The sequence below is a fragment of the Mesorhizobium sp. WSM4829 genome, assembly GCF_055811475.1.
Genome location: NZ_JBVVQJ010000007.1, coordinates 19,386 through 35,204, shown reverse-complemented (window position 1 = coordinate 35,204; position 15,819 = coordinate 19,386). Strand labels below are relative to the sequence as shown.

The 15,819-nt window shown below is 62.9% G+C and carries 13 protein-coding genes; 3 read left to right on the top strand and 10 right to left on the bottom strand.

Going from position 1 to position 15,819, the window contains the following annotated elements; translation table 11 throughout:
• The 5 genes from AC0L17_RS08995 to AC0L17_RS08975 form a co-directional block, all read right to left on the bottom strand.
• Nucleotides 1-1,047, bottom strand: coding sequence for a carbohydrate ABC transporter permease (locus AC0L17_RS08995; protein WP_473515549.1), 1,047 nt, complete (start codon nt 1,045-1,047; stop codon nt 1-3).
• On the bottom strand, nt 1,044-2,180 hold the full coding sequence (locus tag AC0L17_RS08990; protein ID WP_473490764.1) for a carbohydrate ABC transporter permease: 1,137 nt from the start codon (nt 2,178-2,180) through the stop codon (nt 1,044-1,046). The genes AC0L17_RS08995 and AC0L17_RS08990 overlap by 4 nt, the downstream gene beginning before the upstream one ends.
• 73 nt (nt 2,181-2,253) lie before the next feature.
• Nucleotides 2,254-3,726: an ABC transporter substrate-binding protein gene (locus AC0L17_RS08985; protein WP_473515548.1), complete on the bottom strand. Its 1,473-nt coding sequence runs from the start codon at nt 3,724-3,726 to the stop codon at nt 2,254-2,256.
• Nucleotides 3,727-4,033: 307 nt separating this feature from the next.
• A complete protein-coding gene (locus AC0L17_RS08980; RefSeq protein WP_473515547.1) occupies nt 4,034-4,582 on the bottom strand; it encodes an SIS domain-containing protein in 549 nt (182 codons plus the stop codon).
• The gene (locus AC0L17_RS08975) at nt 4,525-5,184 is read right to left on the bottom strand and encodes an orotidine 5'-phosphate decarboxylase / HUMPS family protein (protein ID WP_473515546.1); all 660 of its coding nucleotides are present in this window, start codon (nt 5,182-5,184) and stop codon (nt 4,525-4,527) included. Before AC0L17_RS08975 ends, AC0L17_RS08980 begins: the two co-directional genes overlap by 58 nt.
• Nucleotides 5,185-5,402: 218 nt before the next feature.
• Here AC0L17_RS08975 and AC0L17_RS08970 point away from each other — a divergent pair, with 218 nt between their 5' ends.
• The 3 genes from AC0L17_RS08970 (at nt 5,403) to AC0L17_RS08960 (ending at nt 8,691) form a co-directional block, all read left to right on the top strand.
• Nucleotides 5,403-6,044: a glucose-6-phosphate isomerase gene (locus AC0L17_RS08970; RefSeq protein WP_473515545.1), complete on the top strand. Its 642-nt coding sequence runs from the start codon at nt 5,403-5,405 to the stop codon at nt 6,042-6,044.
• Nucleotides 6,045-6,117: 73 nt separating this feature from the next.
• On the top strand, nt 6,118-7,086 hold the full coding sequence (locus AC0L17_RS08965; RefSeq protein ID WP_473515544.1) for a shikimate dehydrogenase: 969 nt from the start codon (nt 6,118-6,120) through the stop codon (nt 7,084-7,086).
• 81 nt (nt 7,087-7,167) lie between these two features.
• The gene (locus tag AC0L17_RS08960) at nt 7,168-8,691 is read left to right on the top strand and encodes a xylulokinase (protein WP_473515543.1); all 1,524 of its coding nucleotides are present in this window, start codon (nt 7,168-7,170) and stop codon (nt 8,689-8,691) included.
• A 154-nt stretch (nt 8,692-8,845) separates the two neighbouring features.
• On the opposite strand, the gene AC0L17_RS08955 is transcribed toward AC0L17_RS08960, so the two are convergent.
• The 5 genes from AC0L17_RS08955 to AC0L17_RS08935 all read right to left on the bottom strand — a co-directional run bounded on the left by AC0L17_RS08955 (nt 8,846) and on the right by AC0L17_RS08935 (nt 15,788).
• Nucleotides 8,846-11,308 (bottom strand): arsenate reductase (azurin) large subunit, encoded by a 2,463-nt coding sequence (locus AC0L17_RS08955; RefSeq protein ID WP_473515542.1) that lies wholly within the window; start codon nt 11,306-11,308, stop codon nt 8,846-8,848.
• Between the two features lie 14 nt (nt 11,309-11,322).
• Entirely contained in the window at nt 11,323-11,850 is a 528-nt protein-coding gene (locus AC0L17_RS08950) for an arsenate reductase (azurin) small subunit (RefSeq protein ID WP_473515541.1), read from the bottom strand.
• A 254-nt stretch (nt 11,851-12,104) separates the two neighbouring features.
• Nucleotides 12,105-13,448, bottom strand: coding sequence for a sigma-54-dependent transcriptional regulator (locus AC0L17_RS08945; protein WP_473515540.1), 1,344 nt, complete (start codon nt 13,446-13,448; stop codon nt 12,105-12,107).
• Nucleotides 13,438-14,895: a sensor histidine kinase gene (locus tag AC0L17_RS08940; protein ID WP_473515539.1), complete on the bottom strand. Its 1,458-nt coding sequence runs from the start codon at nt 14,893-14,895 to the stop codon at nt 13,438-13,440. The genes AC0L17_RS08945 and AC0L17_RS08940 overlap by 11 nt, the downstream gene beginning before the upstream one ends.
• Nucleotides 14,892-15,788 (bottom strand): substrate-binding domain-containing protein, encoded by an 897-nt coding sequence (locus tag AC0L17_RS08935; protein ID WP_473515538.1) that lies wholly within the window; start codon nt 15,786-15,788, stop codon nt 14,892-14,894. The genes AC0L17_RS08940 and AC0L17_RS08935 overlap by 4 nt, the downstream gene beginning before the upstream one ends.
• Nucleotides 15,789-15,819 lie beyond the last annotated feature (31 nt).

The following is a 15,819-nucleotide window of genomic DNA, read 5'->3' as shown; positions in this document are numbered from 1 at the left end:
CTAGCCCTTCACTGCGCCGACCAGCAGCCCGCGCGCGATGTGCTTCTGCAGGATGCTGGAGATGATGATCACGGGGGCGATCATCACGGTGATCAACACCGACATGTTCCACCATTGCGGCCCGCGGGTCGTGTTCTGTGCCGATACCAGCACCGGCATGGTCTGCGCATCGGCATTGGAGAGGAAGAGGGCCAGCAGATACTCGTTCCAGGCAAGGATCAGCACCAGCAGGAAGGTCGCGACCAGGCCGGACCGCACCAGCGGCAGCGCGATGGTGAAGAAAACGCGGAACTTGGAGGCGCCGTCTATTTGTGCGCTCTCCTCGAGGTCGAGCGGGATGCCGGCGAAGAAATCGCGCGTCAGCCACACCACGATCGGCAGGTTGATGGCGGTGTAGGTGGCGATCAGCGCCACCTGCGTGTCAAGCAGGCGCATCTGCTGGAACATCACGTAGATCGGCAATACGGCGACGATCGGCGGCATGATGCGGTTCGAGATGATCCAGAACTCAATGTCGCTGTTGCCGACCGCAAGCTTCGTGCGTCCAGCGAGCGTGAACAGCGCAATGACGAAGAGGGCTGCCGCCACGACAATAGCGATCTCCCACCGCACGCCGAAAGTGGCCACCGCCATGATGATTGCGGTGAGCAGGATCAGGAAGATTGCAACGGCGGCGAGTTTCACCTGGAAGCGGATACGCACGAGCGCGTAGGCTGCCAGCGAGCCGATCAGGACTGCGAGCAGCGTGCTGGCGACGGCGACAACGACCGAATTCATGTAAGGGCGCAGCGTATAATTCTGCACCAGCATGAAGTCCCATGCCTGAAGCGAAGGGGCAAAGTCGACGAACGGAAGATAGAACGGCCCGTTGTCGACCTCCCCAGGCCCCTTGAAGGACGTGATGAACACCCAGTAGAGAGGAAGCACCACAACCAGCGTCCACAGGAACAGCAGCACATAGGTCACCACCCTGGCGACCGGCGCCTGGCTGTCGATCGAGGCCGGCTCGAACAGCCGGCGCGCCAGCGAGCGCGGCTCGGTGCTCATGCTTCGAACCGGCGCGCCGGCCGGACCACGAAGTTGAAGAACGAGACGCATACGATGGTCGAGATGAAGAGCAGCATGTAGCCGATAGCGGCCGAGCCGCCGAGATCCTGGGTGCGCCAGGAAATGAAGGAATGGAGCGTCATCGATTCCGTCGCCAGGCCGGGGCCGCCGCCGGTGAGCACGTTCGGCAGATCGATGATCTTGAAAGCCTCGATGAGCCGGATCAGCACGACGGTAGCGGCAATCGGCGCGATCGCTGGCCAGGTAATGTCGCGAAAAATCTGGAAGCCGTTGGCGCCGTCGAGCCGTGCCGCCTCGACCTGATCGCGCGGCTGGTTTTCGATGGCCGCCAGCAGCACGATGAACATGAACGGCGTCCACTGCCAGGTGTCGCCGACCAACACCATCAGCCGCGCCGACCAGGCCTCCGTGGCCCACGACCACTCGCTGATGCCGAAAGCGCGCACGAGCGGGGCGAAGGGCCCCTTCTGCATGTCGGCGAGCATGCGGAACGTGTAGGCGATGCCGACCGGGGTCACCATCAGCGGGATGAAGAAGAGGACGCGAAAGAAATTCCGGCCGCGGATCGGCTGGCCGCACAGCAGCGCGAGGCCCAGCCCCAGTGCGAACTGCACGGACACGCCGACGAACACGTAGAGAAGCGTGTTGACGACAGTCCCCGGCACGCCGCCCGGCGCCATGGTGGCCAGCGCAAGAACCGCCAGGCCCATCGCCATCGAGGTCGCCAGAAGCCGACCAACCGTGCCGACGACGGTCGGCCTGCCACGCAACAAGTAGCGGGCGAGGAGGAAAAACAGCCCTGCCGCGATCAAGGCCAGCAAAGCGAATTGGACAAAGCCGAACGTGCCAAACTTACCGAGCAGGTGATACTGCTGCGAGCCGACCAGCAGCTTGCGGAAGTTCAAAAGTCCGATGAATTTCAGCGTGAATCCGCCCGACGCGAGCGCAAAGCGCGAAAGCGCGAGATAGGCCGAGATGATGAGCGGAAAAATCGCGAAGCAGAGAAGCACGACGACGGCTGGCAGCACCATGATCCGGCCTGAGTGACCGTCCAGCCATTCGGCCCAGCTGCGGCGGTCGGCAGCGTCTGGCATCGTGTCGGTTGCGGTCATCATACCCTGAGAAAGTGGGGCAGGCATCAGACCCGGCGCGGACGATGCCACGCCGGGTTGTTTGCCTGGCTGCCTATTTGGCGCCGATGGTCGCCTTGTAAAGTTTGAGTTGCTCGTCTTTGCCAATCTCTTCGTTCAGCTCATTCCAGCCTTCCTCGACCGCCGCGACGGTCGCTTCCTTGTCGATTTCGCCGGCGAGGAAGCGCGAGACCGCCTCGTCGAGCACGACCTGCTGGTACTTCTGATTTTGTGGGATGCGCAGGTCGAGGATCATGTTCGGGCTGCTCATGCTGTCGTTGATCGCGCCCAGGTAGACTTTGGCCTCCTCCTCGCTCATGCCGGCCTTCTTCCAAAGGTCGCTGTAGCCGAGCTGCGAGGTGCGGTACGGGTTGAACCCGGTGCCGCCGACGGTAACGTCGGCATTCGACTGCGCCGGCTGCGTCATGAACGAGAAGTAGGCGTAGGCGGCGTCCTTCACCTTCGGATCGGCCGCCGCGTTGATGCCGCCGCCCCAGCCGCCAAAGGCGGCGAATGGTGCATGGTTCACGCCGTCGATCGCGTGCGGGCAGTTTTCTGCCGTGCAGGCCTCCAGCTTGCCGGTGTCCCAGTTCAGGACCTCCTTGGATCCGGGCATGATCGCAGCGCCCCATTTGCCCATCACCTTGGACTGCTTCGGATCGATCGAGATCGTGCCTACATCACCCCAGTCGAGGTTCAGCGCGCAGCGGCCGGAAGCGAAGAGCGGCCTTGTATCGCTGACGTCGAGGTTCAACTCGTCCGGCGGGCCGTACTTGGTCGATTCAGACAGGAAGTCGAGCGCCTTGCGGAAGGCGTCGTTGTTGACGAGCGGCGTCATGTCCTTGGTGTTGAAGAAGGTGCCCTGGCTGGTTCCCTTGGACTGGGTCATCGAGCCGACCACATCGGTGACGAACCAATAGCTCTGCGCGTTGCGCTTCTTGGCGATGCAGGAGCCGAAATCCGGCGTGCCATCGCCGCTCATGTCCTTGCCATGCGTGGCCTTGGCGACCTCGAGATACTCGTCCCAGGTTTTCGGCACCGCCAGGCCGGCCGCTTCCAGCACGTCCTTGCGGTAGTACATCATGTGGAAGTCGCCATCGAGCGTGATCATGTAGGTCTTGCCGCTGTACTTCTCGGAGAAGTCCCGGAAGAACGCGCCCACATCGTCCTGCTGGATGTCCTTGTCGGCCTCGACCCGCGGCGTCAGGTCCTCGAGGTAGCCGCCGGCAATGTAGTCGACCATCCATTGCGGGGCGAACACGCCGGCATCGACCGAGTTGGTGCCGCTCGCCCAGTCGGTGAGAATCTTCTGATAGAGATCCGAGAAGGGCACCGCGATGACATTGATCTTGGCGCCGGTGAGCGCTTCGAACTCGGGCGCGCGCCGCTGTAGCGGCTCCTGAATCGCACCGGTCTGCGTAATGACGTTCACGGTAACCCCCGCAAACGGCTTGTCCTGGGCAAAGGCAGGCGCGCCAACCAGCGCGGCAAAAGCCGAAAAGCCGGCCAGAAAGACCCCAATTCTCATCAGACTTCCTCCCGTGTTGACCGGGACATGTTCCTGCGAACCAAGCCGCCGGTATCTCCCCGTCGGTTGCCGTCGCCAGAGCACGGCACCAACGCTTGCCAAGCACAATATCGGCATCGCGCAGCGAGTCCAGTGCCTTGCCGCCACGGAAGGTGAGCTGCCCCGCGGGCTTCCCGGCTAATGCATGTCGCCCAAAAGGGCGCAGCGGTTTTAGCGCGGAGTCGCCAGAAAACCGCTCGATCTTGCCTGGGGAATATTCCACCGCATCGACAATCCCCGTGACCGATGCTCACCACCGTCGGCATGGTCACTGCAAGTTGGTGTGGCGGTGCAACATCAGTCTGTGCGCGTCGGGTATCTGCTGGGCCATGAAGTGCACAATGGAGTCGAGCAGGATGAGGCAGGATTGCTCGAACAGGCTGCCGCCAAACTGTTTCGATTTCTCGACAGGGACATGCAGGGTGACATCGGCAATGCCGGCCAGGGTCCCGGCCGGCTGATGCGTCAGCGTAACGACCTTGGCGCCCTCCGCCTTGGCGATGCGGGCAAAGCCTGTACTGACCGGCGTTTCCCCGGAGCCGGAGATGATCAGCAGCGCATCGCCCCTGCGGATCGATGGCGCCGATGCCTCACCGACGAAATGCACCGCTCGGCCAACATGCATGAAGCGCATCGCACCCATCTGCGCGACAAGGCCGGAGCGTCCCTGCCCGGAAAAGAACCATCGCTGATCGGGGTCATCGAACGCCTGCACCAGCCCTGCAAAGGCGTCGGCGTCGATCCGGCCAAGAAGGTCGGCTATCTCCTGTCCCACCGCCAGCCACGGCCTGGATTGGGCAATCTGTCGCGAATCCATCGTGCTACCTCTTTCGGGTTTGCGGATTCTGTGATGGCGCTGCCAACCACGAGGATTTCGGGCTCGACTGCGATCACCGCTTCCAGCGTGTCGGGGCCGATCCCGCCGGCGAGCGAAACCAGAAAGCCACGATCATGCATCTTTCTGACGGCGTCGATATGTGACGTGGAAATGTTGCCGGCCAGCCGCGCATCGGTTGGCGAGTGGACAGCGATGTAGCCGAAGCTTTCGGGGAAGACAGCATTCAAGGGAAGCAATTCTGCCTTGCCCGCCTCGGTGATGGTATCGACGACGACCGTCGCGCCGAAGGCTGCGGCACGTTTTCCGACCGCCTCATGCGTGGCGGGCGAAGCACACGACAGCACCGTCATGAATGCGGCGCCGGCGCCGAATACCATATCAGCCTCGAACCGGCCGCCGTCGACGGTTTTGGTATCGGCCAACACCATGACTTCAGGGCAGAGCTCGCGCGCTGTGGTGATGGCCGAGAGGCCGAGGCGTTTCAGCAATGGCGTGCCGATCTCGATAATGTCGGCAAAATCCTTCATTTGCGCGAGCAGGGCCAGGTGTTCAGGCTTGTCGAAGGCGACTTGGAGGAGCAAGGCGGCTCTCGAGGATTGCTTTTAAGACAGCGGATGCGGCATGCCGCCCAACCCATTGTCATGTGCTTCGTGGTCGAAACCTGCCATAATCCAGCAACCTCCAGGCTGGTCTGCATAGGGAGCAAATCGTACCCTGCAAAGCAAGTGGTCTTGTCGAAAGCAGGAGGTGCGGGCCAGATCAGCGCCGACGCGCCTGCAATGCAATATGAGGTAGTCCTTTGACGAGATTGTTTGAGCCCATTGCATGCAAGGTCGACCTGTCGACTGGTGCGATGGCAAATGCAACCGGCAGCTACCAAAAGCGCTTCCGCGATCTGGACGGGCTCTATGCTGACGCCGCGGCGTTCGAAGCCATGCGCGTGACATGGGGTGAGCGCATCGTCTACGAAGTCTCCGAGTTCCGACCGACCGAGCAGTCGGGCGATCTGATTTTCGGCGTCACGCACATGGCGCCAGGCAAGGTCGGCGACGAATATTTCATGACGCGCGGTCACATCCACAAGCAGGCCGACCGGCCCGAGATTTACTATGGCCAGAAAGGGCACGGTCTCATGCTGATGGAGTCGCCGGAGGGCGAGGTTCGCATCCTGCCGATCGACGCCCAGACCGTCTGTTATGTTCCGCCGTTCTGGATCCACCGCTCGATCAATGTCGGGGAAGGCGATCTGGTGATGCTGTTCTGCTACCCCGCCGATTCAGGGCAGGACTACGAGATCATCGCGAGATCGGGAGGAATGCGCTCGCGCGTGGTCGCCGGCGATGGAGGCTGGAGGCAAGTCGACAACCCGGATTGGCGACCGCGTGACGCAAAGCTGATCTCTGCCCTCTATGGGCAACAATCCGGCACGGCGCCGGCATGAAGGCTCGCTACGAGATCGCTGCTTCATTTAGCATTGCTGCACTGCGCGCGGAGGAAATCCGGGAGAATGGCAAATGAGCCGCTATCGGCCGGCCACCCAGCCGACATTCTATTTTATCGGCGTTACGACGACGAGCAGCTCGATCATGCGGGTTTTCCCGGCATGGGCGCGCCACCTCGGGCTGAAGGAAGCGGTTCTCAAGGATGCGGTTCTCAGGGGCATCGACTTTCCACTCCATGCCGATCCGGAGGCCTACCGTGAGGTCGTCTCCTTCATAAAATCCGACCCGCAGTCGCTTGGCGCGCTCGTCACCACGCACAAGATCGATCTTTTCAACGCAGCGCGCGACCTGTTCGATGTGGTCGATCCGCACGCCCGCCTGATGCACGAGACCAGTTGCCTGTCGAAGCGGGGCGGAAAACTCGTCTGCCATGCCAAGGATCCGATCTCTTCGGGCCTTGCGATAGACGGTTTCATTCCGGCGGGATATTTTGCGGACACCGGCGCGGAGGTCCTGTCGATGGGCGCCGGCGGATCGACGATAGCAATCACCTGGCACCTGATGGGCAAGGAGCGTGGCGCCGACTTGCCTTCGCGCATCATTGTCAGCGACCGTTGGCAGCCGCGTCTCGATGAAATCGAGCGCATCCACAAAGATATGATGTCGGCGGTCGAGATCGAATATGTCCTGGCAGACCGACCTGAGATCAATGACGAGACGTTGGCGGCGCTGAAACCAGGCTCGCTGGTGATCAACGCGACCGGACTTGGCAAGGACGCGCCCGGCTCGCCGATTACCGGTGACGGCGTGTTCCCCAAGCGCGGCATTGCCTGGGATCTCAACTATCGCGGCGACCTGATCTTCCTCGACCAGGCAAGGCGGCAGCAGGCCCGACAGCAGTTGCAGATCGAGGATGGTTGGACATATTTCCTGCATGGCTGGACGCAGGTGATCGCAGAGGTCTTCGACATCGCGATCCCGGTGTCCGGGCCGGATTTCGACGCGATGTCGCGCATCGCCATCGAAGCGGCGAAAGCCTGACGCCTGGGTCTCGTCACGCCGCGCTCGCTCTAACCGATAGACAGAGGATCACATGTTTGCCCATCTCAGGACTCTTCCGAAATGAGCGGCGAGCTTTTCCTCGCCATCGACGTCGGCACCGGCAGCGTCCGCGCCGCACTGATCGATGTCGCCGGCAAGATCCTCGAGCTTGCGTCGCGCGAGCACGACCAGATCGTGCCGGAATTCGGCTGGGCCGAACAGCGGCCGCTCGACTGGTGGGAGGGTGCGCGAGCGAGCGTCAAGACGGTGCTGGACCGCGTCGAAGGCGCCCGCGAAAACATCTCCGCCATCTGCGTCTGCGGGCAGATGCACGGGGTGGTCCTGCTCGACGCGCACGGAGCGCTGACGCGCGACACGGCACCGCTCTGGAACGACAAGCGCACCGTCGATCTCGTCCGTCGCTTCGAGCAAGCGAACCAGCCGGACAGCTACCTGCCCGAAAGCGGCAACACGCCGACCCCGGCATGGCCGGGCTTCAAACTGCAATGGGTCCGAGACAACGATCCCGCCGCATACGCCCGCAGCGCAGTCGCCATCATGCCGAAGGATTACATCAACTACCGGCTGACCGACGAGATCGCCATGGATACAGGCGACGCGTCCTGCAGCTTCCTGATGAACCCGGAGCGGCTCGACTGGTCGCCGGTGATGATCGAGCGCATGGGTCTCGACGCCGCCAAGCTACCGCCGATCCGCAACCCGCTGGATGTCGTCGGCCACGTCACCGAACAGGCGGCGCTCGACAGCGGCCTGCGCTCTGGAACCCCGGTGCTGGTCGGTGGCGCCGACTATCCGGTGGCACTGCTCGGCTCAGGCGCCTGTCGCCCGGGACTGGGTTCCGACAGCACCGGCACGGGCGCCATCATCACTGTTATCGCGGAGAAGCCGCTGCTTGACCCGGAAATCTCGAACGTTGCGACGGTCGAAGGCAACTGGGCGCAATTCGTGCTGCTGGAGACCGGCGGCGACGGCATGCGCTGGGCACGCCGTGCCTTCCACGGCAACGCGCTGTCCTACGACGAGATCGTCGCCCGCGCCGCCGAGGCGCCGGCCGGTTGCGACGCGCTGCTCTTCATGCCCTTTCTCACCGGCGAACGCCTGGGGCGCCATCGCAACGCCCGCGCACAGTTCTTCGGATTGGGCGCCGGGCATGGCATGGAGCATTTGCACCGCTCGATCCTGGAAGGCATCGCCTTTGCCATGACGCGCCACATCCGCATCATGGAACAGGCGTCGAACAGGCCGCTGGAGCGCGTCATCGCCGCCGGTGGCGGGGCGCGCACCGAACTCTGGCTGAAGATCAAGGCCAGTGCCTTCAACATTCCGATCCTGGTCCCGCGGGAGCCCGAATGCGGCATTGTCGGCTGTGCCGCGATGGCCGCGACGGCGACAGGCCGCTTCTCGCGCGTCGACCAGGCGGCCGAGCGCTTCGTGAGCTACGGCGCCGAAATCCTGCCGGACCCCGGATGGGCCGAGATCTACAGGCGCACCCAACCGGTTTTCGAGCAGCTCTACCGTCACAGCCAGGCGCTCTACGACGACATCGACGCACTGGCGGCCGCCACGCGGCCGACGCAGCCGTGACGTCTGCGATCGCCTGGCGATCGCACAGGGCTTTGCGCGCATCGGAGACTCAGATCCTGGCGCTCGGCAATTCCGAGGAGAAGCTCGAGGCCGCCGCTGCCTGATGGCTTTGGTCGGCGGCCTCGACAGCCAGATGGGGGTTGGGAGGGCCGCCTCAGACGGGTTGATACTCCTGCGACTTGAACGACAGGTGCTTCACACCTTCCGGCGCATCCGAGATTTTCCGGATGCTCGCCCAGGTCTGCTTGTAGTTGGGCAGGATCAGCTCATTGGTGCCGGCGTTGATGACGTTGCCCTGCACGCCGGTCGGGAATCCGAACAGCATGAAGGTCTCGCCCTTTCTGGCGCTCGGCGTCGGGTAGACCATCGCCTGGGTCGAGCCGCTCTCGTTGTAAACCTCGACGAGGTCGCCGTTCTTCACGCCGAGTTCGCTCATGTCGTCCGGGCTCATCTCGATGAACGGATAGGGCCAGCGGTCCATCACGAATTCGCTCTCCTGGTCCAAAAAGGCATTCTGCCAGACCTGGTTGGCGCGCCCGTTGTTGATGAGGTACTTGTTGTTCTTCTTCTGCTCCTCCTTGCCCGGCGCCTGCAGGCCGCGCCATTGCGCTTCCATGAAGGTCGCCTTGCCGTCCTTTGTCCCGAACTTGCCATCGGTATAAAGACGCTTGGTGCCGACGATCTTGCCGCCTTCGAAACCGGTGGCGGGCTCCTGGAAGCCGTTATTGCCCATCGCCTTCAGACGCTCATAGGTGACGAATTCGCCGCCTCCGGCATTCTTGTTGTAGCCGTCCATGAAGGCGTCTTCCTCGGTCTTCCAGTCAAAGCCCTTGAACTGGTCGGCATAGGCATTGTCGCCCATTTCGCGCAGCACCTTTTCCATGTGCTGGGCAAGCCCGGCGGCGATGAGACAGTCCGGCCTGGCGTTGCCGGGCGGGTCCATGTAGCGCTCGACCAGCCGCATGCGCCGCTCGCCGTTCATCGACGTCAAGTTCATCTCGCCCGACTCGGCCGCCGGCAGCCAGACATGGCTCGCGGCTCCGATCTTGGACGGGATGATGTCGACGTCGACCGAGAACAGGCCGCCGGCCTGAATAGCATCGGTGATCGCCTTGACCATGGCGTCGCGGTCGCCATACGCCACCTTGCTCATCGCATCCTTCACGATGTCGGTGCGCTTCTTGTAGACCATGTTGAACTGGTGGGCGTTCAGCGTGGTCTTGTAGTGGTCGCAGGCCCAGATGTGATGAACGCCGCCCTTGCCCTCGATCAGCAGCTTGTCGACATAGGCGGCCGGTCGGCCGACATGCGCGTCGGAGGGACGGACATAGCCCTCCTGGTGGCCGCCCATGCGCACGCAGCCGCCGCCCTCGCGGCCGACATTGCCGGTGGCGAGCGCGACGTTCACCAGCGCGGCATTGGTGCGATAATTGTCGTTGCCCCAGATCAGGCCCTTCTCATAGGCGAACATGGTGCGTCGACGCTTACCGTCCTTGGGCTCGGCGATCCATGCCGCCGACTGACGGATCTGGTCGACGGTCAGCCCGGTAATTTTCGCCGCATCCTCGAGCGTGGTTTTGTTGGCGGCGAGCGCCTTGTCGAAATCGGTGGTCGAGGCGTCGATGAACGCCTTGTCGACCCAGCCCTTGTCGGCAATCTCGGTCAGCCAGGCATTGAACAGCACCATGTCGGTGCCGGAATTGATGGCAAGGTGCATGACGTTTTCCTTGCCGGCTTCGGCCTCGGCCGCATTGACCGATACGGTGCGGCGCGGATCGACGAAGATGATGCGTGCCTTGGCATGCGGTTCGTCCGGAAGCTGCGCCTGTTTTTTCTGCATCGAGGTGCCGCGCAGGTTTGGGATCCAGTGGTTGAGGAAATAGTTGGTCTGCGTCTCCAGCGGATTGTTGCCGACCGAGACGAGCGTATCGGCGAGTTCGGCATCCTCGTAGCAGTTGTTCAGCTCACCGACGCCCATGTCGCGGGTCGCATGGACCTCTGAATTGTAGGCCGGCCTGTTGTGGATGCGGATGTTCTTCACCTTCATCGAGCCGAAATAGAGTTTTCCGGTGCCCCAGGTGTTTTCGTAGCCGCCGGCCGAACCGCCGTGATCGAAAACGGAGACGAACAGCCCATCCTCGCCCTGATCCTTGACGACGGCGGCGGTGACACGGGCAACGAGATCGAGGGCATCCTCCCACGAGGTCGGTTGCATCTGGCCGTACCGCCAGACCATTGGATCGGTGAGACGTTGCTGCTGCGAGCCGCGGGCGGTCGAGTAGCGCAGCTCGCCCATGCGGGCGCCGCGCACCGAGCCGAGGCCGGAATTCACTTCGCAGTCGTGGTCCGGCTTGATGACGATGTGGACGTCCTTGCCGTCCTGCTTGACGATGTTGTACATCGACGGCGCGTACCAGGCGTCGGTCTCGGCGGCCTGCTGCTCGGACAGTTCGACGCCGAACACGTTCGAAGCGGCATCGGTGCCGCCCTGCTTGTTGGTCGGCCAGGTGTAGGCGTGATAGCCGCAGCCGACGATGCAATAGTGGCAGGTGACGTTGTGTTTCTTCGCATCCGCCGGAATGATCGGCAGCCGGTCGATGTGACGTTTGTAGGCCATGATCCGATCCTCCCTTAAAGCACGTTGCTCAGACGGCCGTAGAGCAGCTCGTCCAGGCCCTCGGCATAGATGTCGCCCTTGTCGTCGATGCGGAGCGCATATTGCGGCAGGTTGGCGGTCGACTGCCCCCAGATCTGTTGCCCGCCGGCATCCGCATCGAAGCGCGAATAGTGGCCGGGGCAATTGAAGGAGTGGTCCTCGGCGTTGTAGTTGAGCGGGAAGCCCTTGTGCGGGCAGATGGTGGAAAAGCCGACGATGTCGCCGTCAGGGCCGGCGCCGCCTTCCACTTTCATGCCAAGTTTCAGCAGCACACCGGGCGCGTTCTCGTCGGGATAGCCGACATCGAAAGGCTCGTTCGGTTTCAAATCGGCTATATTGGCCAGCTTGTTCGACGGGTATTCGACCAGCGCCAGACCGGGTGCAGCCTTGGTCTCGGCTTGTGCCGGCAGCGCCACGGCGGTGGCCATGCCGGCGGCGGCGAACGCCCCTCCCCTCAAGAATTGACGGCGGCCGGCGTCGACCAGCCTGTTGCAGCGATCCATGCATTCCTCCCATTGGCGAAATCGTCGCAAGCGATCTTGCAACGCCTGTGCCAACCGGAGAGGCCGCCGATTTGATTGAAGCGCGTCGCATTGAACGGATTCATGCGACGCGCTTCAAGTTCTTGTTTTTATGCATATCGTTGCCGCAAAACCGCTGCGCACTTTTGCGCGACATGCATCGGAGAAACTGCTGGAAAGCCAGCACCAAGGAGCCTGCATGTTCGGAAATCCGGACATGCTGCACTGCCGAAGGTTCAGGAAGTCGAACGCGCCCGATCGGCAACGCCGAGCCGCGTCATCTTTTCCCAAAGCGTCGTTCGCGAGATCGCCAGCAACCCGGCTGCTTTTGCGATCTGACCGCCGGTTTCGTCCAGCGCCCGCTCGATCTGCCGCCGCTCCGCGGCGTCGCGAACATCGGCCAGCGGCACGAATGCAGCACTTGCGGGCTTTGTCGTCCGCTCCGGGAACAGGTCGCCGGGCATGATCCATTCACTGGTCGACAACGCCACCGCCCGCTCGACACGGTTTCTAAGCTCCCGCACATTTCCGGGCCAGGGATAGGCGAGTGCGGCCTCCTCGGCCAGCGCGCTGAAACCCCGGATTCGGGTATCGGATCGGGTCGCTGCGTTTTCAAGGAACCTGTCGAGCAGCCAGGTGATGTCTTCATGCCGCTCGCGCAGCGGTGGAATCGTCACCGGCAGGACCGCGAGTCGAAAATACAGATCTTCGCGGAAGCTCGACCGCCCATCGCGTTGGCCGAGGTCGCGATGCGTGGCGGAAACCACCCGTGCACCAAACGTGCAGGGCGTCTCGCCGCCAACGCGATTGAAACTGCCATCCTCTATGAGCCTGAGCAGTTTTGCCTGAAGCGGCATTGGCATGTCACCGATCTCGTCCAGGAACAACGTGCCTTTTCCGGCCCGTTCGGCGTATCCGAGATGCCGCTGCTGCGCCCCGGTAAACGCCCCTTTTTCGTGACCGAAAATCTCGCTTTCCAGCAGTTCGGCCGGGATCGCCGCACAGTTCACGGCGATGAACGGCTCCAGGCGCCGAGGTGAGACCTCATGCAGCAGGCGGGCCGCCACTTCTTTCCCGCATCCGGTCTCGCCGGTGATCAGCACCGGAAGATCGTGGCCGGCATAACGCCGCAGCAGGTCTTCGGCATGCTGGATGGCCGGGGACTCGCCGAGGAAATAGCCGTTGAGACGAAGCTGGCTATGCGTTGTCCGCCGCGCGGAATCGATCCTGCGCAGGAATTCATCCATCGCGAACGGCTTGGTCATGAAATCGACGGCGCCGGATCGCATCAACCGGACAGCCTGGTCAATCTCGCCATGGCCGGTCACGAAGACAAAGGGCGGCGAATTCGGCAGGTTGGCAAGCTCGCTGAAAACCACTTCCCCGGAAATATCCGGGAGACGGACGTCACAAATCACCAGGTCGAGGCAACCGCAGAGGCCTTCAATTCCGGAGATGGCATCCCGCCCTGACTGCCACCAATTCACCTGCCAGCCCTCGAGCTCGAGGCGCTGGACGATCGACCCGCCCATGACGGGATCGTCCTCAACGAGGCCTATCCGGGCGCGCTCAGGCGGCATGGGCTTTGGTGTCCTCCCTGTCGAATGGGATTGTCAGCGTGACCGCCGTCCCTCCGCCTCTTTTGGCTGCGATACTGGCACGTCCGCCGAGATCGTCAACCACGCGGCGGACCATCCAGAGGCCGAGGCCACGCCCCGCGCGTACCGCCGGACCGGAGTTCTGGTCGATGAGAATCCCTGCGATGTCGGCCGGCATTCCGCAGCCCTGGTCGCCGATCTCGATGTGCAACCGGTCTTTTGCGCTCATCGCCGTCAGCGAAACCGTCCCGTCTTCCGGAGTGACCGCGCTGGCATTGAGGAGGAGATTGAGGACTGCCTGACGGACCGGACCGCCTCGGATGGGCAATTCCCGCCCACCGCTCCATGCGACGCTCCAATCCAGCCGCTGCCGCTTGCGGCGCAATTCCGGCTTCAGCAGCAGGCGGACATCATCCAGATCGGCGGCCGTCATCGGGCGCTGCGATCGTTCTGGCCGATAAGTCGCAAGTGCGGCCTCGACCACGTCGCGAATGCCGGCAAGGCCGCGCTCGATCAGGCTGATCGATGTGTCGCGAACACCGGGGGTTTCGCCATGGGTCTTCAACGTATCCAGTGCGTTGAACAGGCCGCCAAGCGGATTGTTGATCTCGTGCGCCATGCCGGAAGCGAGACGCCCGAGGCTCGACAGCTTCTCTTCCTCGGCGAGTTGCATGGCGAGGTTCGCGCGCTCACGCTCGGCATGGACAAGGGCGTTGTAGCCGCGGAACAGGCCTGCGACTTCGGAGTCCCCGGCCGGGATTTCCCGCGGTGAGATCGGCTCGGCCGCGCCATGCGCTGCAGCGCGCATGTGATCCTCCAGCACCCGCATCGGCCCGATCATCTGCCTCACCAGCACGAAGCCGCCCAGCGCGAACAACGCCGCAAGGACGCCATTGGTAATGAGCAGGGTGACCAGGATCTCACGCCGCTCGGCAAAGAGATGCGAAACATCGAATGTCGCGTGGATGGTGCCGATCGGCTGGCCCTGGTAGACGAGCTCGCGGTGGGCGAACCCGGTCAACCTGGCCTCGTCGATGGTGACGACGTCCGGCCCATAGCGATTGCGGTAATCGGCCGACAATTCGGAATAGGTCGCGATCCGGTTCGGATCGCTCGCCGCGAGCACCTTGCCGTCTGAGCCGGTCACCACGGTCTCGATCGGAGCGAGCGATTTATACGACGCCGAGGACCTGTCAAGCGCGTCGAACACCTCCCAGACGTCGGCCCGCAACACAGCCGGCACGACCGCTGACGAAAGCCCGTCCAGATAGGTCTCGGCAAGACCGTTGAGGAAGCTTTCCTGTGTCCGCGACAGCCGGCTGAGCACGCGCTCGGAAATGGCCGCACTGATGACCACCATGAGCAAGGCGACAAGGACCGGCACGCGGTAGGAGACGGGAATCGATCGGAAACGCCAAAACAGTTTCATCCAAACTGCCTCACGGTTTCCACCTTGGCCGCAATTGCGTCGAAGTGCGACGGACCGGTTGCCACGAACCCGTCCAGACGAAGCAGGGCAAGGACCTTGCGACCCTCGGCATCATCCTGCATGGAAATCAAGGCCTGCTGCAACGCCTTGACGCGTCGATCGTTGGCGACGGACTTCGGCGACGCGATTGGCGGAAAGCCCAGCCATTCCGACTTGCGCACGATCCTGGTCTGCTTCACCAGATTCGGCTCGGTCTCACGCATGACCTCGTAGACATAGCCGTCGACGCTGCCCGACTGAGCGAGGCCGGAGGCGACGGCCCTGATGACGTTTCGGTGGCCATAGGTGAAAAAACTGCGCGCGAAAAAGCTGCCGGGAAGCCGGCGGTTCTCCGCAAGCAGCGCCCGCGTCACCAGAAAACCCGAATTCGAGTCAGGATCCGAGAACGCATGGACGTCGCCGTTCAGTCCGGCCCAGTCATCCACTTTACGGTCGGCCGAAGCGATCAGGTACGACTGGTAGAGCGGCTTGCCGTGCCAGACCGGGGCTGCGACAAGGTCGAGATCGGCCTTGAACTGCACGTAGGGATAGCCGCAGATCCATGCCGACTGGATCTGGCCGGAAACCAGCAGCGCGGTGATCTCCTGATAGGTGCGGCGCGTGACGAGCTCGATCCGGCCACCGATCCTGGCGCTGAGATAGCTGCGCAGATGGCCAAGCAGTTCGAGATCGTTCGAGAGGAAGACCGGCGTCAGGCCGAATTTGAAACTCTCTTCTTCGGCGCCAAGCGCAACGGGGGCGAAGACCGCACCCGAAACGGCGGCCGCAATCAGATCACGCCGTGTGATCGTAACGCCGTCGGTGGCCCTGTGCGGGTTGCCTAGGTTCCTCAAGAAGTGCCTCCCGACCGGAGCGACAGCGCGG

Excerpts from the sequence above, each read along its gene's own strand:
- AC0L17_RS08995 (WP_473515549.1), bottom strand. The coding sequence starts at position 1,047 with ATGAGCACCGAGCCGCGCTCGCTGGCGCGCCGGCTGTTCGAGCCGGCC.
- AC0L17_RS08990 (WP_473490764.1), bottom strand. The coding sequence starts at position 2,180 with ATGACCGCAACCGACACGATGCCAGACGCTGCCGACCGCCGCAGCTGG.
- AC0L17_RS08985 (WP_473515548.1), bottom strand. The coding sequence starts at position 3,726 with ATGAGAATTGGGGTCTTTCTGGCCGGCTTTTCGGCTTTTGCCGCGCTG.
- AC0L17_RS08980 (WP_473515547.1), bottom strand. The coding sequence starts at position 4,582 with ATGGATTCGCGACAGATTGCCCAATCCAGGCCGTGGCTGGCGGTGGGA.
- AC0L17_RS08965 (WP_473515544.1), top strand. The coding sequence starts at position 6,118 with ATGAGCCGCTATCGGCCGGCCACCCAGCCGACATTCTATTTTATCGGC.
- AC0L17_RS08960 (WP_473515543.1), top strand. The coding sequence starts at position 7,168 with ATGAGCGGCGAGCTTTTCCTCGCCATCGACGTCGGCACCGGCAGCGTC.
- AC0L17_RS08955 (WP_473515542.1), bottom strand. The coding sequence starts at position 11,308 with ATGGCCTACAAACGTCACATCGACCGGCTGCCGATCATTCCGGCGGAT.
- AC0L17_RS08950 (WP_473515541.1), bottom strand. The coding sequence starts at position 11,850 with ATGGATCGCTGCAACAGGCTGGTCGACGCCGGCCGCCGTCAATTCTTG.
- AC0L17_RS08945 (WP_473515540.1), bottom strand. The coding sequence starts at position 13,448 with ATGCCGCCTGAGCGCGCCCGGATAGGCCTCGTTGAGGACGATCCCGTC.
- AC0L17_RS08940 (WP_473515539.1), bottom strand. The coding sequence starts at position 14,895 with ATGAAACTGTTTTGGCGTTTCCGATCGATTCCCGTCTCCTACCGCGTG.